This is a genomic window from Brachybacterium sacelli, assembly GCF_017876545.1.
GTDB classification, from domain to species: domain Bacteria; phylum Actinomycetota; class Actinomycetes; order Actinomycetales; family Dermabacteraceae; genus Brachybacterium; species Brachybacterium sacelli.
Window position 1 is genome coordinate 3,023,710 of sequence record NZ_JAGIOD010000001.1, and the last position, 23,067, is coordinate 3,046,776.

Sequence of the window (23,067 nt, forward strand, 5' to 3'; positions counted from 1 at the left end):
GGCCGACGTTGTCGCAGATCACGCATGAGCTCGTGCTGGAGGTGCTCGAGGGCTGCGGGGCGGGCGCCCTGCGGGAGGCCGCCGAGCTCGGCCCCGCGGGCGAGGTGACACCGACGGAGCTGACTCTGAGCACCGACGACCTCGACGCGGTGCGCGGCCTGCGCCGCACGGTCGCCGCCTCCACCGCCCTCACCGTCCCCGCGCGGCGGCCGCGCGAGCTGCTGGAGACCTCGGTCCAGCGACGCCTCGGCGAGCTGCTGGAGGACATGGGGCGTCAGCGTCCTCGTCAGCGCTTCCACGGGCTGCGCCTGGAGGCGGCCGGTTCCGGCACGCCCGAGATGCGGCGGCTCGCCGAGGCCCTCGCGCAGCGGACGGGGATCGCCGTGGCCGAGGACGGCGACCTGGTGGCACGGGTGAGGCGCGGGACGGCATCGGGCACCTGGCAGGTGCTGCTGCGCACCACGCCGCGTCCCCTGTCCACCCGCGCCTGGCGCACCGTGAACTACCCGGGTGCGGTCAACGCGACCGTCGCGGCCACCGTGCTGGACCTGCTCGAGGTGGGGGAGGAGGACAGCCTGCTGGACCTGACCTGCGGATCCGGGACCTTTCTGATCGAGCAGCTGTACGCAGCGCCGCCCGCCCGTGCGGTCGGGGTGGATGTGGACCCCGAGGCGATCGACGCCGCCCGCCTCCACCAGCGGGCCGCGCGACGGCGGGGCCGCATCGACTGGATCCTCGGCGACGTGCTGACGACCTCCCTCGAGCCGGGATTCACGCGCATGGTCACGAACCCGCCCTGGGGCACGCTGCACGGGGACCACGACTCGAACGAGCAGCTGCTGGCGGACCTGCTCGCGCGGGCCGCCCAGCTGGCCGCGCCGCGTGCCCGCCTCGGGGTGCTCACCCATGAGATCTCGCGCATGCATCGGGTGCTGGAGCGTGGGACGGCGTGGCGACCGGTCGGGGAGCACCGCTTCTTCCAGAAGGGCCACCATCCGCGGCTGTTCCTGCTCGCGCGCGACTGAGCGGGTCCCTGGTCTCGGGCAGCGGAGGGTCACAGCCCCCGTCGGCCCTCCTGCAGCGCCTGCAGCGCGCCCTCGTCGCCCTCGAGGCGCACCTGCGCCACCTCGTCGCGCCCGGAGACCCAGAGCAGCAGCTCGAGCGCCTCGCCGTGAACGCGCAGAGCGCCCGTGGACCGCCGCGAGCGCAGCTGACGCCCGCCCTGCGGGGAGACCAGTGTGATGTCGGCGTCCACGTGCACGCTCACCCGGGACAGCAGGGACAGGGCTCGCCACGCGCGAGCCTGCTCCTCGTCGGGGAGCAGGCGCGGCTCCCATCCCTCCTGGGCGCGACGCAGGTCCTCGTGGTGGATGAGCAGCTCGCCCTGACCGCTCGCGCGGTCGACGGCGCCGACGGGGGAGAGGCGGCCCGGACCCTCCCGGAAGAGCTCCACCTGCTCGGCCCAGGGCCGGGCGCGGAAGTCCTCGCGGGCCGCCACCGCGCGCTGCCCCAGCGGGCCGGGCAGGCGGGGGCCCACGAGCAGGTGCGGGTAGCGTTCGCGCCCCAGCAGATGCTCGAGCAGGTCCGAGGCGTCCCAGCCCGGCAGGATCGTCGGCGCCTGGGGGCCGAGGGCGTCGAACGTCGCGGCGAAGGCCTCGCGCTCCGGATCGGTCACGGTCGTCATCATGTGCTCACTCCTGATTGCTGAACGCGGCGTCGAAGGAGACCTCCGAGACCGGGTAGTCCAGCGAGCGCAGGTGCTCGAGGGCCTCCTTCGCCCCGTGCAGCCGGTCCATGCCGGCGTCCTCCCACTCGATGGAGATGGGGCCGTCGTAGCCGATCGAGCGCAGGGCGCGGAAGGCGGCGTCCCACGGTACGTCGCCGCGGCCGAAGGAGACGAAGTCCCAGCCGCGGCGCGGATCGCCCCAGGCCAGGTGCGAGCCGAGGCGGGTGTTGCGGCCCGTCACCCGCACGCGGATGTCCTTGCAGTCCACGTGGTAGATGCGATCGGAGAAGTCGCTGATGAAGGAGACCGGGTCGATCTCCTGCCACATGAAGTGCGAGGGGTCCCAGTTCAGTCCGAACGATTCGCGGTGCCCGATGGCCTCCAGGGTGCGCCGTGTCGTCCAGTAGTCGTAGGCGATCTCGGAGGGGTGGACCTCATGGGCGAAGCGCACCCCGCACTCGTCGAAGACGTCGAGGATCGGGTTCCAGCGGTCGGCGAAGTCCTGGTAGCCCTCGTCGATGACCTCCTGCGGGACCGGCGGGAACATCGCCACGTACTTCCAGATCTTCGAGCCGGTGAAGCCGATGACGGTCTCCACGCCCAGCTTCTGCGCGAGCCGTGCGGTGTTCTTCATGTCCTCGGCGGCGCGCTGCCGCACGCCCTCGGGGTCGCCGTCGCCCCAGACCGCGGAGCCGACGATCGCCTGGTGGCGGAAGTCGATCGGGTCGTCGCAGATCGCCTGGCCCTTGAGGTGGTTGGAGATCGCCCAGACCTTCAGGCCGTGCTTCGCGAGGATACCGAGGCGCTCGGCGATGTAGGCGTCGTCGTCCCAGCGGCTCGCGTCCAGGTGCTCGCCGGAGACGGCGATCTCGAGTCCGTCGTAGCCCCAGCCGGCGGCCAGCTCGGCCACCTCCTCGAGTGTCAGATCGGCCCACTGGCCGGTGAACAGGGTGTGCGGATGAGCCATGGTGGTGCTCCTTCTCAGCAGTGAACGTGTCGAGGTATGGGGGTGGAGGTGTGGATCTCAGACGGTGACGGTGGCGCCGTCGGCGGCGTCGGAGGCGATGACGGCCTCCAGCACCCGCTGCAGTGCGAGGCCGTCCGCGAAGTCCGGGGAGAATGAGGCGGCGGCGCCGGGGCTGTCGTCGCGCTCGCGGATCGCGACCAGCAGGTCCCTCGCCTGGTTCGAGAAGGCGTTCTCCCAGCCCAGCACGTGACCCTGCGGCCACCAGGCCTCGAGATAGGGATGCTCGGGCTCGGTGACCAGGACCCGGGTGAAGCCCTGCTCGGCGACCGGGCGGGTGGCGTCGAGGAACCAGAGCTCGTTCGGGCTCTCGAGGTCGAAGCGGAGCGCGCCCTTCGAGCCGAACAGCTCGATGGTCAGGCGGTTCTTGGCGCCGGCGGCCATGCGGGAGACCTCCACGGAGGCCAGCGCCCCGCCGTCGAGCTCGAGCGTCGCCCAGGCGGCATCGTCGACCGTGACGTCCTCCGGTCCGTCGGGACCGGGCCGTCGGGGCACGACCGTCGCCAGTCGCCCGCGCACGGCGGTGGCACGCTGTCCCGTGAGGTGCTGGATCTGGTCGATGGCATGGGAGCCGATGTCGCCGAGCGCCCCGGACCCGGCGGTCTCCTTCCGCAGCCGCCAGGACATGCCTGCGTCCTCGTCCACCAGCCAGTCCTGAAGATAGGCGGCCTTGGCCTGCCGGATCGTGCCGAGCTTCCCGGACTCGACGAACTGGCGGGCCAGGGCGAGCGCGGGCACGCGGCGGTAGGTGAAGCCGAGCGCCGCGATCTGACCGCGCGTGGTGGCTGCCGAGGCCGCCGCGACCATCGCCTCCGCCTCTGCGGTGTCGTTGGCCAACGGCTTCTCGCACAGCACGTGCTTGCCGGCCTCGAGCGCGGCGATCGCGATCTCGGCGTGCAGGAAGCCGGGCGCGGCGATGTCGACGATGTCGATGTCCTCGCGGGTGATCACCTCCCGCCAGTCGGTGGCGTGCTCGTCCCAGTCCAGGCGGCGGGCGGCCTCGGCCACGGCCTCCTCGTCGCGGCCGACGATCACGCGGCGGGCGATCTCGGCGACGTCGAAGGCGGCGCCGACCGTGCGCCAGGCCTGGGAATGGGCGCGGCCCATGAACGCGTAGCCGATCAGGGCCACGCCGAGAGGACGGTCTGCGGGGGTGGGGGACACCGGGGTCTCCTTCGTGCTGGGATTCGTGGGGGCAGTGGTCACAGGGTGGCGGCGAGCGGGTCGAAGTCCTCCGGCAGCAGCTCGGGGACAGCAGCGGTGGAGTCGACCGGCACGGACCCGTCGACCGCCGTGGCCTCGTCGAGCCCGATCATGATGTCGAGCACATGGGCGGCCAGCTCGCCCGTGAGGCGGTGGGGGCGGTCCGCACGCAGTGCGCGGGCCATCTCGAGGGTGCCGAGCCCTCGTCCGCCGACGGCCCCGGTCGCCTCACGCTCGGTCCAGTCCTCCTCGCCCCGGGCGGCTCGGGAGGTCACGCCGGTGAACTGGTTGGGGTCGGGCAGGGCGAGGGTGCCCGTGGAGCCGGAGAGCTCGAGCACGTGCGGGCGGTCGAAGGGTTCGTCGAAGGAGAACTCCACGGCGGCGCTGGTCCCACCGGCGAAGCGCAGCAGTCCCTGGAGGCGGGTGGGCACCTCGACGGCGAAGCTCTCCCCGGAGCGAGGGCCGGAGCCGATGGTCCGGGAGGTCACGGACCGGGAACCGACGGCGGAGACGGAAGTGACGGGCCCGTAGGCGAGCACCAGGCTGGTCAGGTAGTACGGGCCCATGTCGTAGAGCGGTCCGGCACCGCGCTGGAACAGGAAATCGGGCTGGGGATGCCAGGACTCGGGGCCGGGGGAGCGGAACCGGGCGAGCGCCGAGCGGGGCTCCCCGATCTCACCGTCGCGCAGGGCCCGCAGGCCGGTCTGCACCCCGGCGCCGAGGACCGTGTCGGGAGCGCCACCGAGGCGCAGCCCGCGCTCCCGGGCGGCACTCAGCAGGGCGGCCGCATCCTCCCGTGTCGTCACCAGCGGCTTCTCGGTCCACACGTGCTTGCCGGCCTCGAGGATGCTGCGTGAGACGTCGTGATGTGCCGCCGGGATCGTCAGGTTGATGACGATCTCGATCGCGGGGTCCTCGAGCACCGTCGCCACCGGGCCATGGGCGCTGATGCCGTACTGCGCGGCGCGTGCGGCGGCCGCCTCTGGCCGCAGATCACCGAGAGCGCGCACCTCGACGTCGGGATAGGCCGTGAGCTGGTCGAGGTACTGGGCAGCGATGACCCCGGCACCGATGATGCCGAGGCCGACGGGGCCGGACGCAGCGGTCATGCTCGCTCCTCCTGGAGGTACCGGGTCAGCTGGGCGAGGGAGCGGGAGAGCGCCGTGAAGATGTCGCCGGAGTGGTCGTCGAACTCGATCACCCCGGTCTCGAGCCAGGGCGCGGAGGCGAGGATCCCGGGCACGTCCATCTCGCCCTCGCCGAGCGGCAGCTGGTCGCGCACGTCACCGGTCAGCGGGCCGTCCTTGAGATGGACGAGCTGGACCCGCTGGCCGAGTGCGTTGAGCAGCGCCGCGGGGTCGGTGCCGCCGACGGCGGACCAGAAGGTGTCGAGCTCGAGCACGACCCGCGGGTCGAGATGGTCGACCAGGACCTCCAGACCGCAGCGGCCCTCGAAGACCGGTCGGGTCTCGGCGTCGTGGTTGTGGTAGCCGATGCGCACCCCGTTCTCCGCGGCGAGCGGCGCCAGGGCGTTGAGCCGGTCGGCGGTGGCCCGGATGTCGTCCTCCCGCGCCCACTGCTCACGGTCCCAGTACGGCTCGATGACGGTGCGCACGCCGAGCCCCGCCGCAGTGGCGAGCAGGCCCGCGGGATCCTCGGCGCCGAGCAGGGAGGCATGGGCAGAGGGCGCCGCGAGCCCGTGCACGGCCAGCAGGGGCCGCAGTGACGTCGCGTTCTCACGCAGCGCGAAGGGCTCGACGGCGGTGAAGCCCATCTCGGCCAGACGGCGCAGAGTGGCCTCGGGATCGGCGGCGAAAGCATCCCGGACGCTGTAGAGCTGGACGGAGATCTGCACGGAGTGCTCCCTGGGACGGCGTCGAGGACGTGGGTCACCACACACTATGTCGGAGATCACGTCGCGGCAAAGGCGTCCGTCCCGCGGCGCCCGGCCCGGTGCCACACTGGGGACGTGGAGAGACATGTGCGGGCGTGGATGACGGCCGAGGTCACCGAGGGCACCGACATCGCCCTGCTGGTCGCGGTCTCCGAGGCGCCCGTCGCCCAGGAGTCGCTGACGGTGCTCGCCGGGGGCCGCGAGCACGCGGTCGCCGAGACCCGCGACCGCTTCGGCAGCCGGATGCACCTGATCACGGGGCTGCCTGCAGGTCAGGTCGAAGTGGTCTACGCCGCCCGCGGCATCACGCGCGCATCGGTGCCGGTCGTGAGCGAGGCGGACGCGGTGCTGCATCTGCGCCCCTCCCGCTACTGCGAGGTCGACGAGTTCACGTCGACCGCCGAGGAGATCGTGGGCGAGCGCACCGGAGCCGCGGCGGTCGAGGCCGTCGCCGCGTGGGTGCACGACCATCTCGACTACGTCCCCGGCGCCAGCTCGATCACCGATTCCGCGCGCAGCACCTACGTCTCCCGCCAGGGGGTGTGCCGGGACTACGCCCACCTGACCGCGACGCTGCTGCGGGCAGGTGGGGTCCCCGCCCGCTGCTCCTCGGCGTTCGCGCCGGGGCTCGCCCCGATGGACTTCCACCTGGTGGTCGAAGCCCTGGTCGAGGGGGACTGGGTGGCGGTGGACTCCACCCGCCTGGCGCCGCGGGCCTCGATGGTGAGGATCGCGACCGGTCAGGACGCGGCCGACACGGCCTTCATGACCACGCTCGCAGGCAACGTGGTGCTCACCGGCATCCAGGTCACGGCGATCGTGGACCCCGAGCTGCCCGCCGAGGACCCCGCTGCACGGGTCCTACTGCGCTGAGTCTTCGCCGGAGTCCTCGTCCGAGCCCTCGTCCCCGGTGAAGCCCGCGAGATACTGCTCGACCTCGGCGGCGATGTCCTCGGCGGTGGGGACCTCGGCGCCGGCGCCCGAGGTGATCATCCGGTCGTAGCGCTGCTCGAGCCCGGAGACCATCTCCTGGAGCTGCTCCTGGGCGTCGACCTGGGCGCTGACGGCCTCGCGGACGGGGCCGGCCTGCGCCTCCAGAGCCTCCATCGGCACGTGCGGACCCTTCTCCTGGCCGATCGCCTGCAGGAGGGCGATCGCGGCATCGGGATAGGACATCTCGTGGAGGTACTGCGGGACGTGCACCACGAGGCCCACCACGTCGTGGCCGGCATCGGCCAGGCGCAGTGTGAGCAGCGAGGTGAAGGGGGCGCGCAGGCGGAAGGTGCCGGGCATCGTCCTCCGCACTTCGATCGTGTCCGGGTCGCCCGCGAAGCGCGTCACCGGCAGCTCGCGGGTGTGGGGGACCGGGGCGGGGAAGCCCTGGACGAGGAGGGTGCGCTCGATGCCGAGCTGGTCCACGACGATCCGCAGCGCGTGCGCGACCCGCTCCCACTGGAACGACGGCTCGGGACCCGTGAGCAGGAAGAAGGGCTCGCCGTCGGGATCGGTGACCTCGTGGAGCACGATCTCGGGCTTCTGGTAGTCGTCGAAGTGGTCGAGCTCGAGGGTCACCTCGGGGCGTCGGCCCGCGTAGTCGTAGACCTGGTCCATGTCCAGGCGTCCCACGACGCGGCTGGGCAGAGTGTTGAGCAGGTGGTCGTCGACGAGGTCCTGGGCATTTCCGGCGTCGCTGAACGCACCGAGCGTGACCAGCAGCGTGCGGCCGCGCAGGGAGCGCGAGTCGACGTGCCGCTCGTAGTTGAACAGTGTCGTCGGATCCATGGTTCCTCCTGGCAACGGGCCGCCGGGCCGGGGCGGCAAGTGGTGACTCATCGTTCAACGACCGGGCGCGGGACACTATTCCGACGGGGGAGCGGACCTCACGTGAACAGGGTCACGGTATCGATCGCGAGACGGACCGCCAGGGCGCCGGTGACCACGAGGAAGACCCAGCGCACGAAGCCGGAGCCGAGGCGGATCGCCAGACGCGCCCCGAGGAATCCGCCGAGCACGTTGGCCAGAGCCATCAGACCGCCGAGCAGCCACCAGATCTCGCCCTGCAGTCCGAAGACCAGCAGGGCGCCGAGGTTGGTGGTGAGGTTCGCGAGCTTCGCGTGGACACTGGCCTCGAGGAAGCCGTACCCGAGCACGGCCACCATCGCGATGATGAAGAAGCTGCCGGTGCCCGGCCCCAGGACGCCGTCGTAGACGCCGACGAGGCCGCCGATGGCCCCGGCGCGCAGCACCTGTGCGCGTCCGCTGTGCCGGGGCCGGTGCACGAGTCCCATCGCCGGGCGCAGGAGCGTGTACAGCCCGACCGCGATCAGCGCCAGCAGCACGATGGGGGAGAGCCAGTCGCGGGGGATGAAGGAGGCCAGGCCCGCCCCGACGGCGCTGCCGAGCAGCGCGCACACGATCAGTGGGCCCGCGGTCGCGGCGATCGGGGCGATCCGTCGGACGTAGGTCCACGAGGAGATCGCCGTCCCCGCCGCCGAGGCGACCTTGTTGGTGCCCAGCACGGAACCGGTCGAGGCGTCGGCGGGCAGCGCGGTCAGCAGCGCCGGGAGCTGGATCAGGCCGCCGCCGCCGACGACGGCATCGACCCAGCCGGCGAGGAAGGCCGCCCCGACCAGGAGCAGCAGGGTCAGCGCGGAGAGCTCGAGGAGCTGATCAGGCAGGGGCACGGGATAAGTCAACACCGCTGGGAAGCGAGCCGCAGAATCGGCCCGCCTGTCAGACTGCCACGATGCGTGCACTGATCTGGGACCTCGGCGGCACCCTCGTGGACACCTATCCGGACGTCGACCGCGCTCTGGCCTCGAGGATCGACCCTCAGCCCGGTCAGGAGCTGCTCCACGAGGTCGCGGTGCTGACGCGCCGGTCCAGCTCGGAGGCGATCACGACTCTCGCCATGCGCCACGGTCTCGCCGAGGAGACTCTGCGCGCGGCGTACGAGAGCACGAAGCGACGGTGGAGGACCCGTCCCGCCCCGGTGATGGCCGGGGCGCGGGAGCTGCTGGCGGCCGTCCGGGACGCCGGCGGGATCAATCTGGTCTCGACGCATCGTGATCGGGCCAGCGCGACCGCACTCCTGGAGGACCTGGGTCTCACCCTGGACGACATCGTCTGCGCCCCCGACGGGTACCCGCGCAAGCCCGATCCGACCATGATCAGGGCGCTGCTGTCGCGGCACGAGCTGGACCCGGGGGAGTGCCTCGCCGTCGGCGATCGCCCCGCCGACGTGGAGGCGGCTCACGCCGCCGGCGTGCGCGGCGTGCTGCTGGAGACCCCGGGGATCCCGCTGCAGGCCGGGGAGGCCGAACGGATCACCAGCCTGACCGAGCTGCTCGGCCGGGTCCGCGGGTGACGCCGGGGCGGACGCTGTACGAGCGCTGCGTCGCTGAGGACGCACAGCGGGCACCCCGGGTAGCGTGCAGGTATGGCGATCATCTACCAGGCCCGGCTCGAGCCGACCAAACCCGAGATCCTGCACCGTCTGCTGGCGTCGAGGCCGTGGGGCGAGGCGGGGGAGCTGGAGGTGCTCGGCGCCTACCGCTTCGACGACCCGGATGGCGAGGTGGGCATCGAGTGCCATCTGGTGCGGGTCGGGGAGACCGTGTACCACCTGCCGCTGACCTATCGCCCCGCACCGCTCGAGGACGGTGAGGACGCCCTGATCGGGACCCTGCAGCACTCGGTGCTCGGTGAGCGCTTCGTCTACGACGGCCTCGGTGACGAGGTGGCGCTGGAGTGCTTCCGACGCGCGCTGTGCGGACAGCAGGAACAGGCCGAGCTCGAGATCCACGACGCCGAGGATCGCCGTGTCGACACGCGGACGCACTCGGTGAGCCTGAGCCTCGAGCTCGACGAGGGCGAGAGCCTGCCGACCGACGACGATCTCCTCAGCGGCGGCGAGCCGTTCACCATCGCCCGCACCGTCGGCGATCTCGACGGCACAGTGCGCCTGGTCGCCGAATGGTCCGACGGACGCGGCGTGCTCGCGGCGTACTGAGCGCTCCGGGGCGGCCGGGGAGGGCCCCTCTCAGGATGACTTTACATAACGTACATTATCGGCGTGCTGTCGCCGGCCTGGTCAGTGCGCGCCGGTGTGCGGGTTCGGCGTGCCGCTGCCTCGCCCGGCGACGACGAAGAACGCGCCGGAGATCAGGCAGCCGATGACCATCGTGATCGCCATCGGCAGGGAGGAATGCGTCCCGGCGATCCCCACCAGCGGCGCCGCGATCGAGGCCGAGAACGAGAAGCCCAGCCCCAGCATCGCCGACCCGGTGCCCGCAATCTCGCGCGCCTGGTCCGAGGCCAGCGCGCCGCCGTTGCCGAAGATCAGTCCCTGCGGCGCGACGGTGAAGAAGAACGCCGGCAGCACGATCCACGCCGGGGTGTCCAGGAACAGGCTGCCGATCAGCAGCGAGAAGCTCGCCAGCGTCACCACGATCAGTCCCACCCGGATCAGCTTGCGCGGATGGATCGAGCGGGTCAGTCGGGCCGAGAGCAGCGAGAGCGCCATCATGCCCATCGAGTTGATCGCGAAGCTCACCGAGTACTCGCTCGAGGTGAACCCGAGCATCTCCTGGACCACGAAGGACGAGGCAGAGACGTACGCCATCAATGCAAAGGCCGAGAACGCGTTGACCAGCATGTATGCCACGAATATGCGGCGGCGCAGCAGAGTGCGGCAATTCCGCAGGAAGGTGTGGAATCCCCCGGCGTGGCGTCGGGACGGCGGCAGGGACTCCGGGATGCGCGTCAGCACCCCGATCAGGGAGATCAGCGACATCGCCGAGATCACCAGGAAGATCTCGCGCCATTGACCGAAGACCAGGATGATGCCGCCCAGCAGCGGCGCGACGATCGGGGCGACGCCGCCGACTCCCTGCATGATGTTCATCAGCCGGAACAGCTCGGGGCCGTCGGTCATGTCGATCAGGACCGCGCGGCCCAGCACCATGCCGAAGCCGCCGCCGATCCCCTGCAGGATGCGGAGCACCAGCAGGAACTCCACCGACGGCGCGAGCGCGCAGCCGATCGAGGCCAGCAGGCACAGCACGATCCCGATCAGCAGCGGTGTGCGCCGTCCCAGACGGTCCGACAGCGGCCCCGCGACGACCTGGCCGCTCGCGGTGCCCAGGAAGAACGCCGTGATGGTCAGCTGCATCCGCGAGGCGCTGGTGCCGAGGTCGGAGGCCACCTCGGGGAAGGCCGGGATGTACATGTCGGTCGCCAGGGGGCCGATGGCGCTGAGCGTGGTGAGCACGACGATCACCAGGATGGTGACCTTGCCGCGGGTACGGCTCAGCTCCTCCTCGCTGGGCAGTTGCGCGAGATCGTGGTCGGCGACATCCTCCATCACCGGGATCGCGCCCGTGATGGTGGGGATGGCGCCGGAGGTGGTGGGGACCGAGCCGGTGGAGGTCAGGGGCTCGTCGTGAGCGTCGTCACGGCGGGGATCGGGAGCGGCGTGAGCCACGAGGGTCCTTTCAGGGGTGCTGATCGAGCAGCGCGGGTCGACGAGGACCTCGCACGGATCGATCACCCCATCCTAGGGAGATCGTGACCGTTCACGAAAGGGTCATACCGTGCCTCACCCGGCGTCGGCGTGCGCCAGGCGCTCCTGGTAGGTCGGATCGGTGCGCTTGAGCCAGCGGATGACGGCGGAGGTCACCGGGATCATCGCGTACTGCACCGCTACCTTGTAGACGAAGCCCAGGAGCGTGTACTCCGCCCACTGTGTGAGCGTCGTGATGCCGATCGCGGTCGCTGCGATGGAGCAGAAAATGATGGTGTCCACGAGCTCACCGAGCCCGCTCGAGGTGAACAGGCGAGGAATGAGGCCCCGCTCCCCCATCCGTCTCTTCATCCGACTGACGACGAAGGAGTTCAGGGTCTGGCCGGCGAGGAAGCCCGCCAGGCCCGCGAGCACCACGATCCAGACGGGGCCGAGGGCGAGCTCGAGGGCGGCCTGCTTGGCCTGACCGTACTCGTCCGGGAACGGCGGCAGCGCGATGATCACCTGGTAGCAGACGGAGGCGAGGATGCTCACGGCGAAGGAGGTGAGGATGGCCCGGCGCGCGACGCGGGGACCGTACAGCTCGGTCACGATGTCGCCGAGGACGTAGGCGAGGGGGAAGAGGAAGAAGCCGCCGTCGGTGAGGATCTCGAATCCGGTGCCGGGGACCGTGCCGAAGCTGACGCCCTTGGCGGCTCCGATGCCGGAGAGGACGACCACGGTGACCATGGCGGCGAGGAGGATGTCGAAGTGCGAGGAGCCCCGGTCGGCGTAGACGGCGCCGGCCGGGCCTCCAGACGGGGTGGGAGGGGCGGACGGCGCGGTGCGGTGGTGTGTGTTCACCGGGGCAGGGTACACAGCGGGCCGGGCACCCGTCCGCGGACGGGCGCCCGGCCCGGGTGAGGAATCCTCGAGCGGTCTCAGATGCCCCGTGCGCTGTAGTCGACGTCGCTGACGAAGCTGTCGAACTCGCTCTCGCTGCCGTGCCATTGCACGGAGTCGCCGGCGAAGGGCCCGGAGTCCGAGTACTGCCACAGCTCCCAGGCCCACCAGCGGCCCGGCAGCGTCGTCGGCGGGTCATCGCGGTAGGAGGCCACGAACAGCGGCGAGTTCACCGGGGTCCAGTCCCCCACCACGTCGTTCCACCAGTTCACGCCGGTGTAGACGACCGGGCGACGACCGACCTCGGCGAGATAGGCGGCCGAGAAGCCGTAGATCCAGTCGCGCATCTCCTGCTGGGTCAGCCCGTAGTCCCGCGGCAGGCCGGAGTAGGCCTCGAGGTCGACCATGCCGGGCAGGGTGATGCCGTCGTCGGTCCATCCCCCACCGTTGCTGAGGAAGAACTCGACCTGTTCCTCGGGTCCGCCGGAGTCGGGGCGGGCGAAGTGGTACCCACCACGTGCCAGACCGGCATTGCCGGCATCGATGTACTGCTTGCTGAAGGAGGGGCTGCGATAGGTGCGGCCCTCGGTGGCCTTGACGTAGGCGAAGCGGGAGCCGAGCGAGACCTGGGCGTCCCAGTCGATGTCGCTCTGCCAGGCCGAGACGTCCTGGCCGGAGAAGCCGGCGGCGTTCGCGGCCGGCGCGACGAGCGCCGTGGCACCGGTGCCGACCGCGGCGGCGCCCAGCACGCCGCCGCGGAGGACAGAACGTCGGGAGGTGCCGGAATCGGAATCGGAATCGGGAGCGGGAGGTGGAGTGAGATGGCGGGGGCGATAGGGAGCCATGCGTGTCTCCTGGGGAAGGGGGAAGCACAGTGCGACGGACGCCACACCCCGCACACCGTACGCATGGCGGCCTCTCCCCTGGCAAGCCCATGAAGTGCGGCGTGTCGGGGCAAAACGGGCGAACCGGAAGGGGTGTGGCGTCGAATCAGTCGGCGCGGGGCTCGATGAAGGCGCGCAGGGTGCCCAGGATCGTGGTCGCGGCGAGCTCGGTGATGTCACGGCCGTCCATCTGCTCGCGCACCATCAGATCGACGAACACGCCGACCAGCAGCTGGGCGAGGTCCCCGGGTGGCAGCAGGGGGTGGTCGCCCTTCTCCTCCATCCGGGCGGAGAGGAGCTTGCCGATCTCGTCGCGGAGCCGTTCGCGCTGCGTCGCGAGCTCGGCACGCATCTCCTGGTCGCGCAGGGAGCGTGCGATGGCGTCCGAGTAGAGCAGGTACCACTGGCGCCCGTACGGGCGGATCCCTTCGAACACGGCGACCATGAGGGCCGCGTCGTCGACGTCGGAGAGGCTGCACGGCACCCCGCCCTGGGTGCGCGCGGTCTCGATCGCCTCGTCGACGGAGGTGTTCGCGATCTCGATCATCTCCTCGGTGACGGAGGCGAACAGTGCGGCGAAGACCTCCTCCTTCGTCGAGAAGTTCGAGTAGAAGGCGCCGCGGGTGAATCCGGCGGCCCGCACCAGGTCGTCCACGGTCGCGCCGTCGATGCCCTTCTCGACGAAGACGTCCAGCGAGGCCCGCACCAGCTTGGTGCGGGTGTTCTCCTTGCGCCGGGTGTCCGCGGAATCGGGCAGCGGCTCGAACAGTTCGGTCATGGTTCCTCGAGGGTGGGTCAGGGAGTGGTCAAGGTCTCAGAACTCCTCGTCCTCGAGTCGCCGACCCTGCGTGACTCCACAGTATGACATCGATACACTCCTGTATCGAATTCGACCACGTCTTGGATGCAGGAGTGCATCGCTCTGGAGGTCCTGTGTCCTCGTCCCTGTACCGTCTCGGCCTGCTCATGGCCTCGCTGCGCTGGAAGATCGTCGCGGTGTGGATGGTCCTGCTGATCGGGATCGGCGGCGTCGCCGTCGCTCTCGGCGGCACCTTCTCCTCCGACATCGAGATCCCGGGGACCGAGGCCCAGCGCGGCATCGATGAGCTCGCCAACCGGTTCCCCGAGATGGGAGGAACCTCCGGGCAGGTCGTGCTGGTGACCCAGGACGGCTCCTCCGTCGAGGAGCACCAGGGCGAGATCGACGACCTCATGGACCGCATCGCGGAGGTGGACGGTGTCGCGGCCGCCCCCTCCCCCTTCGACGACACCTCGCCGGGCACCCGCACCGACGACGACACCGCGATCATCGCCCAGTTCCAGATGGACGGGCAGCAGGGCAGCTATCCCGAGGAGTCCGTCGACCAGCTCGAGGAGCTGGTCGAGACCGCCGACACCCCGACGCTGGACGCCAACATCGGAGGCCAGGTCCTCCAGAGCTCCGAGGTCCCCTTCGGCGCCGGCGAGGTCGTCGGCATCGTCATCGCCCTGATCATCCTCGCCATCGTGTTCCGCTCCCTGGTGCCGGCGATCATCCCGATCGTCACCGCGATCGTGGGCGTGGGCGTGTCCATGCTCGCCGTCATGGCGCTGGCCGCCGGGGTCGAGATCCCCTCGGTGACCACGGCGCTCGGCGCGATGCTCGGCCTCGCGGTGGGCATCGACTACGCCTTGTTCATCCTCTCGCGGCACCGTGACCAGCTCACCGCCGGCGAGGACGTGCACGAGTCCGTCGGCCGGGCGATCGCCACCTCCGGCAGCGCCGTCATCTTCGCCGGCCTCACCGTCATCGTCGCCCTCGTCGGCCTGTTCGTCACGGGCATCCCGTTCCTGACCATCATGGGCGTCGCCGCCGCGGCGACCGTCGCCCTGTCGGTGGTGGTCGCGCTGACGATGCTGCCCGCCATCATGGGCATCCTCGGAGAGCGCCTGCGCCCGCGGAAGATCCGCCGTCTGATGGAGGAGAACGACGGGGTGCTGCCCGCGGAGGATCCCTCGCGGTCCCGACGCCGGCCCTTCGGCACCGGCTGGGTCCGTCTGGTCACGAAGGTCCCGGCCGTGACCATCCTGCTGGTGGTCCTCGGCGTCGGGGCCCTCGCGATCCCCATCAAGGACCTCGAACTGGCCCTGCCGGACCTCGGCACCGAGCAGCCCGGGACCTCGGCGCGGGACACCTACGATCTCGTGGCCGACGAGTTCGGCCCCGGCTACAACGGTCCCCTGCTGATCACCGCCGACATCATCAACACCACCGACCCTCTCGGCGTGGTCGAGGACCTCGAGTCGGACATCTCCGGGCTCGAGAACGTCAAGGAGATCCAGCTCGCCACCCCCAACCGCGGCGCCGACCTGGCCGTGGTCGCCGTGATCCCCGAGGGCGGACCGACGGCCAAGTCCACCAAGGACCTGGTCCACGAGCTGCGCGCCCACGCCGGATCCTGGGAGGACGAGTACTCGATCTCCGACGTCACCGTCACCGGGGCCACCGCCGTCGGCATCGATGTCACCGACAAGCTCTCCGACGCGCTGGTGCCCTTCGCGATCTTCGTCGTCGGCCTCTCCCTGATCCTGCTCGCGATGGTCTTCCGCTCGATCTGGGTGCCGCTGAAGGCCTCGCTCGGCTACCTGCTCTCCGTCGTCGCTGCCTTCGGCGTCACCGCGATGGTGTTCGAGTACGGCTGGTTCAACGCGCCGCTGTCCGTGTCCGTCAACGGGCCGGTGGTCGCCTTCATGCCGATCATGGTGATGGGGGTGCTCTTCGGCCTGGCCATGGACTACGAGGTCTTCCTGGTCTCGCGGATGCGCGAGGAGTTCACCCACACCGGGGACGCCCGCGCCTCCATCGAGAGGGGCTTCACCGCGAGCGCCCCGGTGGTGATTGCCGCCGCCCTGATCATGGTCTCCGTGTTCGCCGGCTTCGTGACCTCCGGCTGGTTCATGCTGCAGCCGATCGCGGTGGGCCTGGCCGTCGGCGTGCTGGTCGATGCCTTCGTGGTGCGCATGACCCTGGTCCCCGCCGTGCTCGCCCTGCTCGGCCGGCACGCCTGGTGGCTGCCGCGCTGGCTGGACCGGATCCTCCCGAAGGTCGACGTCGAGGGCGAGGGCCTGCACGCCGTCCTCGAACATCGCCACTGGACCCAGGAGCACGGTGCCCACGCCCTGCGCCTGCAGGACCTGGTCGTCCCGCTGATCGGTGAGAAGGGCAGGATCGGCCCGCTGCCCGGGGCGATCGCTCCGGGCACCCTGCTGGTGGTGCGCTCGGCCGATGACGCCGCCCGCGCCGCCTTCCTGGCCCTGGCCGGAGGCCGCCTCGAGCCCGTCAGCGGCCTGCTCGCCGTCCACGACCGGCTCGCCCCCGACGATCTCGCGGCCATCCAGGGTCGCGCGCACTGGCTGCCGGCCGGGACCGATGTCCCCGCGCGGCTGCGTGAGATCCCCGGTCGCCACCTCGGCACCGCCGTCATCGTCGTCGAACGGCTCGAGGATCTCGTCCATGGCGCCACGACCTCCGACGACACCCTGATCGAGCGCCTCGACGCCCTGCTGGCGACGGGAGCCACCCTCGTGGTGGGCTCCCGTTCGGCGGGCGCCACCGAGGCCGAGCGCCATCTCCAGGGCACGCTGCGCGACCCCCGTCGGCTGCTCGCGCTCGCCGTCCAGCGCTCCACCGCCTCCGCCCCCGAAGGAGCTCACCTATGACCCGCCTGAAGCATCCGCGCACGCTGATCGTGGTCCTCCTGCTGCCGCTGCTGGTGGCGGGGCTGGGACTGTGGGCGCTCAGCGGGCGCGTGGACCGTCTCGACAGCGCGCCCGCGGCCGTCGTCAACCTCGACGAGGGCGCCGAGGTCACCGACGCCGACGGCGAGTCCCAGACCGTGCCCCTCGGCCGGCTGCTGGCCGGCTCCCTCACCCAGCCCGGCACCGTCGAGAGCGCCGACTCCCCCGAGACGACCGGCTTCGACTGGCAGCTGACCTCGAAGGACGATGCCCAGCAGGGACTGAAGGACGGCTCCTACTCCGCGGTCGTGGTGGTCCCCGAGGACTTCTCCGCGAAGCTCACCACCATCGGCACCACTGACGCCGTCCCGGCGATCCTCGAGGTCACCACCAACGACGCCAGCGGGCAGATCAATTCGCTGGTCGGCTCCGCGGTGGCGGAGGCCTCGGCCTCCACCATGGGCGGGCAGATGGCCGAGCAATACCTCGACGGCCTCTACCTGGGCTTCAACGACCTGAAGGACGGATTCTCCGACGCGGCCGACGGTGCGGAGCAGCTCGCCGACGGCACCGCCGAGCTCGACGACGGCACCCAGGATCTCGCCGCGGGCAGCCAGGAGCTCGCCGACGGCTCCGCCCGGGCCGCCGAGGGGACGAAGGAGTTCTCCGGCGGCGTGTGGAGCCTCGCCGACGGCGCCGGGCAGACCGCCGACGGCTCCCAGCAGCTCGCCGACGGCCTCGACGATCTCGCCGCGGGCACCGACGGCGCGGCCGGCGGCGGTGAGGACCTCGCCACGGGGCTCGATGACCTCGCGACCGGCTCCGAGGACCTCGCCGCCGGGATCGGGAGCCTGCAGACGGGGATGACCGGGACGGAGTCCGAGCCCGGGCTGCTCGACGGCGCGAACCAGCTGGCCGCCGGGGTCGAGGGCGACGGCACCGCCGAGAACCCGGGTCTGGTCGGGGGCGCCGATCAGCTTGCCACCGGCCTCGAGCAGTACTCCGACGGGGTCTCCGAGGCGGGCACCGCCGTGACCGGCGACGGCACCGCCGAGCACCCGGGCCTGGTGACCACCGCCGAGGGTGTGGCTGACGGCACCGCCGAGCTCGGCGAGGGTGCGCAGCAGCTGGCCGACGGCATCAGCGGCACCGAACAGGAGCCGGGCCTGCCGGAAGGCGCCCAGGACGTCGCGGACGGGGCGGCCGCCCTGTCGGCCGGCGTGGAGGGCGATGGCACCGAACAGGACCCGGGGATGGTCGCTCTGGCCGAGCAGATGCAGGCCAGCGCTGAGGCTCTCCTCGAAGAGAATCCCAAGGACACGAATGCACTGGCTCTGCAGGCGCAGGCCGAGGACATGCTCAAGTACGCCCAGGGGGTCGAGACAGGCCTGAACGGGGACGGCACCGCGGAGAATCCGGGCCTGGTCGACGGTACCCAGGACATCGCGGACGGCTCCTCCGAGCTGCTCCCCCTCGGCCCCCAGCTCCAGCAGCTCGCCGACGGGATCAACGGCACCGATCAGGAGCCCGGTCTGGTCCAGGGCACAGAGGGCGTCGTCACCTACGCCCAGGGCCTCGAGACCGCCTTCGCCGGCGACGGCACCGAGCAGAACCCCGGTCTGACCGCATCGGCCGAGCAGCTCGCGACCGGGGCGCGCGACAGCGCCGACGGCGCCGGGGACCTGGTCACCGGGGTCACCGGGCTGCGCGACGGCCTGCAGCAGTACTCCGACGGCGTCGACGACCTCGCGGTGGGCGCTGACCAGCTCGCCGAGGGCTCCCGGGCGAGCGCCGACGGTGCCGGGGATCTCGCCAGCGGCCTCGACGACCTGGCCGCGGGCACCCGCTCCTCGGCCGACGGTGCCGGCACCCTCGCCGACGGCAGCTCCCAGCTGGCCGACGGCGCCACCGAGCTGGGTCATGGGGCGGACCAGCTGGCCGACGGCAGCGACGACCTGGCCTCCGGCACCGACGAGCTGGCCTCCGGCACCGAGGACCTCGCCGACGGCACCTCGGAGCTCTCCGCGGGCAGCGACGACCTCGCCTCCGGTCTGCGCGAGGGAGCCGAGGGCGTGCCCAGCTACACCGAGTCCGAGCGCGCCCGGATGAGCGAGATGGCCGCGAACCCGGTGAACACCGACGTCGAGCGCCAGAACGAGGCCGACGGCGCGACGACCGCGACCTTCCCCTTCGTCACGGCCCTCGCGCTGTGGCTGGGCGCCTTCGCCAGCTTCCTGCTGCTGCCGGCCCTGTCCCGCCGCCTGCTGGACCGGGCGGTGCCGATGGGCCGGGTCGTGCTGCGCTCGCTGGCGCCCGCGCTGCTGGTCGCGGTGGTGCAGACCGTCGCGGTGCTGGCCGTGCTCACCGCCGTCGGCATCTCCCCCGTCTCCCCGGTGACGGTGGGGGTGGTGGCCCTCGCCGGGGCCGGTATGTTCGCGGCCCTCCACCAGACGCTGATGACGCTGCTGGGCGATCGCATCGGCCGCATCGTCTCGATCCTGGTGATGGCGCTGCAGGTGGTGACGTTGGTGGGCATCGTGCCACTGACCACCGCTCCCCCGCTGCTGCAGTCGATCAGCGCGCTGCTGCCGCTGCCGATCGTCACCCAGGGGCTCGTGCATGCCGCCCTCGGCGGTTCCCTGGTGTCGACCTCGAGCACGCTGCTGGCGATCCTCGCCTGGGCCGCGGTCTCGCTGCTGGTGACGCTGGCGGCCTCCCGCACGGCCCGCCGCGCGGACCGCTCCGACCGGGTGCCGATCGGGGCGGCGGCCTCGACGGCCTGACTCACTGGAAGTCCCTGGACCTGCCGGCGCCGGCCAGGTCCAGGGCCGCCACGTCGTCGGCGACCAGGTTGACCGCTCCGCTGCGGTTCTCCACCAGGCCGCGCAGCACGATCGCGCGGGCGGTGCGCAGCAGCGCGCGGTGGCGCACCCAGAACCCCTGCGAGCACACCACGTTGAGGATCCCGGTCTCGTCCTCGAGGCTCAGGAAGGTGACGTTCCCGGCGGTGGCCGGGCGCTGACGATGGGTGATCACCCCGCCCACCCGGATCCGGCTGGAGTCCTCGGCCTCGCGAGTGCCGGCGATCGTGAGCACCCCGTCGGCCCTTAGCTCCTCGCGCACCAGCACCATCGGGTGCTCGTCCAGGGTGATGCCGGTGGCCCAGGAGTCCGCGGTCGCGATCTCGGCGTCGCTCATCCCCGGCAGCATCGGCGCCTGCGCCCCCACCGCGAGATGCGGCAGCGTGCCCGGGGACTCCTGGGCGGCGGCACCCGCCGCCCACAGCGCCTGTCGCCGTGAGGAGGCCAGCGCGTCGAGCGCCCCGGCGGTGGCCAACGCCTCGAGCTGCCGGGCGGTCAGCCGCACCCGTCGGGCCAGATCCGGGACCGAGGCGAAGGGGCCGCCGCGCCCCCGCTCGGCGACGATCTCCTCGGCGGTGTCGGTGCTGATCGTGCGCACCTGATCCAGGCCCAGCCGGATCGCCGGCCCGCCCTCGGCCACCTCCCCTCGCACCTGCTCGTGCGGCGGATCCACCCGGTACCCCTGATGCTCCGCATCCGTCTCCAGATCGGTGCGGGCGCGGCTGATCAGCACGTCGGGCCCGCGGGTGAGCACCCCGTGCCGACGAGCATCCGCGACCAGCGACTGCGGCGAGTAGAAGCCCATCGGCTGGCTGCGCAGCAGCGCCGCGGTGAAGGCCGCCGGGTAGTGGCACTTCAGGTACGAGCTCGCGTACACGAGGTAGGCGAAGGAGTAGGCGTGGGACTCGGGGAAGCCGTAGTTGGCGAAGGCCAGCAGCTTGCGGTGGACCGCCTCGGCGTCCTCGCCGGTGATGCCGTGGTGCGCCATCCCCTCGAACAGTGCGTCGGAGAGCTCGAGCATCTTCTGGGTGGAGCGCTTGGAGCCCATCGCCCGGCGCAGCTGATCAGCCTGCGCAGGGCTGAAGTCCGCGACATCGACCACCATCTGCATCAGCTGCTCCTGGAACAGCGGGATCCCCAGGGTGCGGGCCAGGGACTTCTCCAGCCGCGGGTGGAGGTAGGTGACCTCCTCCTCGCCGGCGCGGCGCCGGATGTACGGGTGCACGGACCCGCCCTGGATGGGGCCCGGCCGGATCAGCGCGACCTCCACCACCAGGTCGTAGAACTCACGCGGCCTCAGGCGCGGCAGGGTGGAGATCTGCGCGCGCGACTCCACCTGGAACACGCCGACGCTGTCCCCCGCGCACAGCATGTCGTAGACGGCCACGTCCTCCTGCGGCAGGGTCCGCAGCTCGAAATGCTGTCCGTGGTGCTCGGCGACGATCCGCAGCGCGTGGTCCAGCGCGGTGAGCATCCCCAGCCCCAGCAGGTCGAACTTCACCAGCCCCGCATCGGCGCAGTCGTCCTTGTCCCACTGCAGCACGCTGCGGTCCGCCATCGCCGCCCACTGCACGGGGCACACCTCGATCACCGGACGGTCGCACAGCACCATGCCGCCGGAGTGGATGCCGAGATGCCGAGGGGCATCGCGCAGCCGCCGCGCGAGATCGACCACGTCATCGGGGACGTCCGCGTCCGCCAGGGAGGAGAAGGAGCGCTCGATCCGCTTCGAGAAGGCGTCCTGCGCACCGGTGTCGTAGCCCAGCGCCCGCGCCGCGTCGCGCACCGCGAGCTTCGCCCGGTAGGTGATGACGTTGGCGACCTGCGCGGCGTTCTCCCGCCCGTAGCGCTCATAGACGTGCTGGATGACCTCCTCGCGACGGTCGGAGGCGATGTCGATGTCGATGTCCGGCGGGCCGTCGCGCTCCGGGGCCAGGAACCGCTCGAACAGCAGCTGATGGCCGACGGGCTCGACCGCCGTGATGCCCAGCGCGTAGCAGACCGCGCTGTTGGCGGCCGAGCCGCGCCCCTGGGCGAGGATCCCCTCCCCGGCGCAGAAGTCGACGATCTCGTGGACGATGAGGAAGTAGCCGGGGAAGTGCAGATCGGTGATGACCTGCAGCTCGTGGTCGATCTGCGCCCACGCCCCCGGGAACCGCTCCGGGCGTTCAGGGGTGGGCCTGGGGCCGTAGCGCTCCCGGCCCTCGATCTCCACCAGCTCCACCAGCCAGCTGGCCTCGTCGTGCCCGGCCGGCACCGGGAACGGCGGCAGGTCCGGGGCCAGCAGGCGCAGGTCGACGGCGCAGTCCCGGCCCAGCCGCGCCGCCGCCGCGATCGCCCCCGGGTATCGCGGCAGCAGCTGGGCCATCTCCTCCCCGCTGCGCAGATGGGCGGGGCGGGAGGACAGGTAGGGGTCGGCCTCGACGAGCGGCACTCCCGCACGGAGGGCGGCATGGGTGTCCGCCAGGCGCTTGTCGGCCGGCCTCGCGTAGTGCGCGTTGGTGGTCGCCACCAGCGGCAGGGAGACCATGTCCAGCCCGTGGGACTCGCGGACCAGGCGGGCGCCCTGGGCGAGGGCGTCGTGGAGCTCGTCGGCCTCTCCCCCGCCGCCCGCGACCAGCTCGACCGCGACGTTCCCGGCCCCGAACAGCTCCAGCAGGCGGGCGATGGCTTCGGCCGCGGCATGGGCGGCCGCCTCCAGGTCACCCGCCTCCAGGTGCGGGGCGAAGGCGCGGGTGACGGCCCCCTTGCGGCAGCCGGTGAGGATCTGCCAGTGCCCGTCACGGGCGAGACGGGTCAGCTCGGCGAGCCGGTAGCGCGGCAGGGCCTTCTCGCCGCTGTCGAGATGGGCGCGGGCGATCGCGGCCGACAGCTGCCGGTACCCGGCCGTGTCGCGCACCAACACCAGGAGGTGCTCCCCCGTGGGATCGGGGGTGCCGGTGCGGGGCGCGGAGGTCACCGGGGTGGTGGACGCGCTCTCGGCCCCGGGCTCGAGACCCAGGGTGAGCTCGGCCCCGAAGACGGTGGCCACGCCCTGCTCCGCCGCGGCCCGGGCGAAGCGCACCGCCCCGGACAGCCCGTCGTGGTCGACCAGGGTGACCGCGCCCAGGCCCAGCCGGGCGGCCTGCTCGGCCATGTCCTCGGGGCTCGAGGCGCCGTCGAGGAAGCTGAAGTGCGAGTGGGCGTGCAGCTCGGCGTAGTCGACGACGTGTTCGGGCCGGTACGCGTCATCGGTGGCCTTGCCGGTGTGCTCGACGACGATCGGTGGGGCGACGACCTCGGCGGGACGGTCCGAGAGGATCGCCTCGAGGTCCTTCCACGCGGGTGGGCCCAGGAACCAGCCGGCCATCAG

Annotated in this window: 18 protein-coding genes; 6 read left to right on the forward strand and 12 right to left on the reverse strand. The window is 71.7% G+C overall.

Features of this window, described 5'->3' with window-relative positions; translation table 11 throughout:
* Positions 1-8: 8 nt before the first annotated feature.
* Positions 9-1,025, forward strand: a complete 1,017-nt coding sequence (locus JOF43_RS13655; protein ID WP_209902828.1) for a methyltransferase — start codon at positions 9-11, stop codon at positions 1,023-1,025.
* A 29-nt stretch (positions 1,026-1,054) separates the two neighbouring features.
* Here the strand turns inward: JOF43_RS13655 and JOF43_RS13660 are convergent, their stop codons facing one another.
* From JOF43_RS13660 to JOF43_RS13680, 5 genes are read right to left on the reverse strand one after another with little or no spacing between them, the layout of a single operon-like run.
* Positions 1,055-1,687 (reverse strand): TIGR03085 family metal-binding protein, encoded by a 633-nt coding sequence (locus JOF43_RS13660; RefSeq protein WP_245354109.1) that lies wholly within the window; start codon positions 1,685-1,687, stop codon positions 1,055-1,057.
* A gap of 4 nt (positions 1,688-1,691) precedes the next feature.
* Positions 1,692-2,693, reverse strand: a complete 1,002-nt coding sequence (locus JOF43_RS13665) for a sugar phosphate isomerase/epimerase family protein (RefSeq protein ID WP_209902830.1) — start codon at positions 2,691-2,693, stop codon at positions 1,692-1,694.
* 57 nt (positions 2,694-2,750) lie between these two features.
* Positions 2,751-3,914, reverse strand: coding sequence for a Gfo/Idh/MocA family protein (locus tag JOF43_RS13670; protein ID WP_209902832.1), 1,164 nt, complete (start codon positions 3,912-3,914; stop codon positions 2,751-2,753).
* A gap of 38 nt (positions 3,915-3,952) precedes the next feature.
* The gene (locus JOF43_RS13675) at positions 3,953-5,062 is read right to left on the reverse strand and encodes a Gfo/Idh/MocA family protein (protein ID WP_209902833.1); all 1,110 of its coding nucleotides are present in this window, start codon (positions 5,060-5,062) and stop codon (positions 3,953-3,955) included.
* Positions 5,059-5,808 (reverse strand): sugar phosphate isomerase/epimerase family protein, encoded by a 750-nt coding sequence (locus tag JOF43_RS13680; protein ID WP_342592181.1) that lies wholly within the window; start codon positions 5,806-5,808, stop codon positions 5,059-5,061. Before JOF43_RS13680 ends, JOF43_RS13675 begins: the two co-directional genes overlap by 4 nt.
* Before the next feature lie 114 nt (positions 5,809-5,922).
* On the opposite strand from JOF43_RS13680, the gene JOF43_RS13685 reads away from it, so the two are divergent.
* Positions 5,923-6,720, forward strand: a complete 798-nt coding sequence (locus JOF43_RS13685) for a transglutaminase-like domain-containing protein (protein ID WP_342592182.1) — start codon at positions 5,923-5,925, stop codon at positions 6,718-6,720.
* Here the strand turns inward: JOF43_RS13685 and JOF43_RS13690 are convergent.
* Together JOF43_RS13690 and JOF43_RS13695 are read right to left on the reverse strand one after the other, a co-directional pair.
* Complete coding sequence (locus tag JOF43_RS13690) at positions 6,709-7,629, reverse strand: PAC2 family protein (protein ID WP_209902837.1); 921 nt, start codon at positions 7,627-7,629, stop codon at positions 6,709-6,711. The genes JOF43_RS13685 and JOF43_RS13690 overlap by 12 nt on opposite strands.
* 98 nt (positions 7,630-7,727) lie before the next feature.
* Positions 7,728-8,531, reverse strand: coding sequence for a TSUP family transporter (locus JOF43_RS13695; RefSeq protein ID WP_209902839.1), 804 nt, complete (start codon positions 8,529-8,531; stop codon positions 7,728-7,730).
* 62 nt (positions 8,532-8,593) lie between these two features.
* Here JOF43_RS13695 and JOF43_RS13700 point away from each other — a divergent pair, with 62 nt between their 5' ends.
* Positions 8,594-9,214: an HAD-IA family hydrolase gene (locus JOF43_RS13700; protein ID WP_209902841.1), complete on the forward strand. Its 621-nt coding sequence runs from the start codon at positions 8,594-8,596 to the stop codon at positions 9,212-9,214.
* A 72-nt stretch (positions 9,215-9,286) separates the two neighbouring features.
* Positions 9,287-9,859, forward strand: a complete 573-nt coding sequence (locus JOF43_RS13705) for a maltokinase N-terminal cap-like domain-containing protein (RefSeq protein ID WP_209902843.1) — start codon at positions 9,287-9,289, stop codon at positions 9,857-9,859.
* 81 nt (positions 9,860-9,940) lie between these two features.
* On the opposite strand, the gene JOF43_RS13710 is transcribed toward JOF43_RS13705, so the two are convergent.
* The 4 genes from JOF43_RS13710 to JOF43_RS13725 form a co-directional block, all read right to left on the reverse strand.
* A complete protein-coding gene (locus tag JOF43_RS13710) occupies positions 9,941-11,332 on the reverse strand; it encodes a multidrug effflux MFS transporter (RefSeq protein WP_342592183.1) in 1,392 nt (463 codons plus the stop codon).
* 114 nt (positions 11,333-11,446) lie between these two features.
* Positions 11,447-12,214, reverse strand: a complete 768-nt coding sequence (locus JOF43_RS13715) for a queuosine precursor transporter (RefSeq protein WP_209902845.1) — start codon at positions 12,212-12,214, stop codon at positions 11,447-11,449.
* A 77-nt stretch (positions 12,215-12,291) separates the two neighbouring features.
* Positions 12,292-13,098: a GH25 family lysozyme gene (locus tag JOF43_RS13720; RefSeq protein WP_209902846.1), complete on the reverse strand. Its 807-nt coding sequence runs from the start codon at positions 13,096-13,098 to the stop codon at positions 12,292-12,294.
* Positions 13,099-13,243: 145 nt separating this feature from the next.
* Complete coding sequence (locus tag JOF43_RS13725; protein ID WP_209902848.1) at positions 13,244-13,915, reverse strand: TetR/AcrR family transcriptional regulator; 672 nt, start codon at positions 13,913-13,915, stop codon at positions 13,244-13,246.
* A gap of 155 nt (positions 13,916-14,070) precedes the next feature.
* Here JOF43_RS13725 and JOF43_RS13730 point away from each other — a divergent pair, with 155 nt between their 5' ends.
* Both JOF43_RS13730 and JOF43_RS13735 read left to right on the forward strand, forming a co-directional pair.
* Positions 14,071-16,836, forward strand: a complete 2,766-nt coding sequence (locus JOF43_RS13730) for an MMPL family transporter (RefSeq protein ID WP_209902850.1) — start codon at positions 14,071-14,073, stop codon at positions 16,834-16,836.
* A complete protein-coding gene (locus JOF43_RS13735; RefSeq protein WP_209902852.1) occupies positions 16,833-19,637 on the forward strand; it encodes a YhgE/Pip domain-containing protein in 2,805 nt (934 codons plus the stop codon). Before JOF43_RS13730 ends, JOF43_RS13735 begins: the two co-directional genes overlap by 4 nt.
* A 1-nt stretch (position 19,638) precedes the next feature.
* Here the strand turns inward: JOF43_RS13735 and JOF43_RS13740 are convergent, their stop codons facing one another.
* Entirely contained in the window at positions 19,639-23,064 is a 3,426-nt protein-coding gene (locus JOF43_RS13740; protein WP_209902854.1) for an error-prone DNA polymerase, read from the reverse strand.
* Positions 23,065-23,067: the final 3 nt, after the last annotated feature.

What these genes read in the sequence shown, in the direction of transcription:
- JOF43_RS13700 (WP_209902841.1), top strand. Translation starts at nt 8,594, where the DNA reads ATGCGTGCACTGATCTGGGACCTCGGCGGCACCCTCGTGGACACCTAT.
- JOF43_RS13660 (WP_245354109.1), bottom strand. Translation starts at nt 1,687, where the DNA reads ATGATGACGACCGTGACCGATCCGGAGCGCGAGGCCTTCGCCGCGACG.
- JOF43_RS13690 (WP_209902837.1), bottom strand. Translation starts at nt 7,629, where the DNA reads ATGGATCCGACGACACTGTTCAACTACGAGCGGCACGTCGACTCGCGC.
- JOF43_RS13665 (WP_209902830.1), bottom strand. Translation starts at nt 2,693, where the DNA reads ATGGCTCATCCGCACACCCTGTTCACCGGCCAGTGGGCCGATCTGACA.
- JOF43_RS13720 (WP_209902846.1), bottom strand. Translation starts at nt 13,098, where the DNA reads ATGGCTCCCTATCGCCCCCGCCATCTCACTCCACCTCCCGCTCCCGAT.
- JOF43_RS13740 (WP_209902854.1), bottom strand. Translation starts at nt 23,064, where the DNA reads ATGGCCGGCTGGTTCCTGGGCCCACCCGCGTGGAAGGACCTCGAGGCG.
- JOF43_RS13725 (WP_209902848.1), bottom strand. Translation starts at nt 13,915, where the DNA reads ATGACCGAACTGTTCGAGCCGCTGCCCGATTCCGCGGACACCCGGCGC.
- JOF43_RS13735 (WP_209902852.1), top strand. Translation starts at nt 16,833, where the DNA reads ATGACCCGCCTGAAGCATCCGCGCACGCTGATCGTGGTCCTCCTGCTG.
- JOF43_RS13675 (WP_209902833.1), bottom strand. Translation starts at nt 5,062, where the DNA reads ATGACCGCTGCGTCCGGCCCCGTCGGCCTCGGCATCATCGGTGCCGGG.
- JOF43_RS13705 (WP_209902843.1), top strand. Translation starts at nt 9,287, where the DNA reads ATGGCGATCATCTACCAGGCCCGGCTCGAGCCGACCAAACCCGAGATC.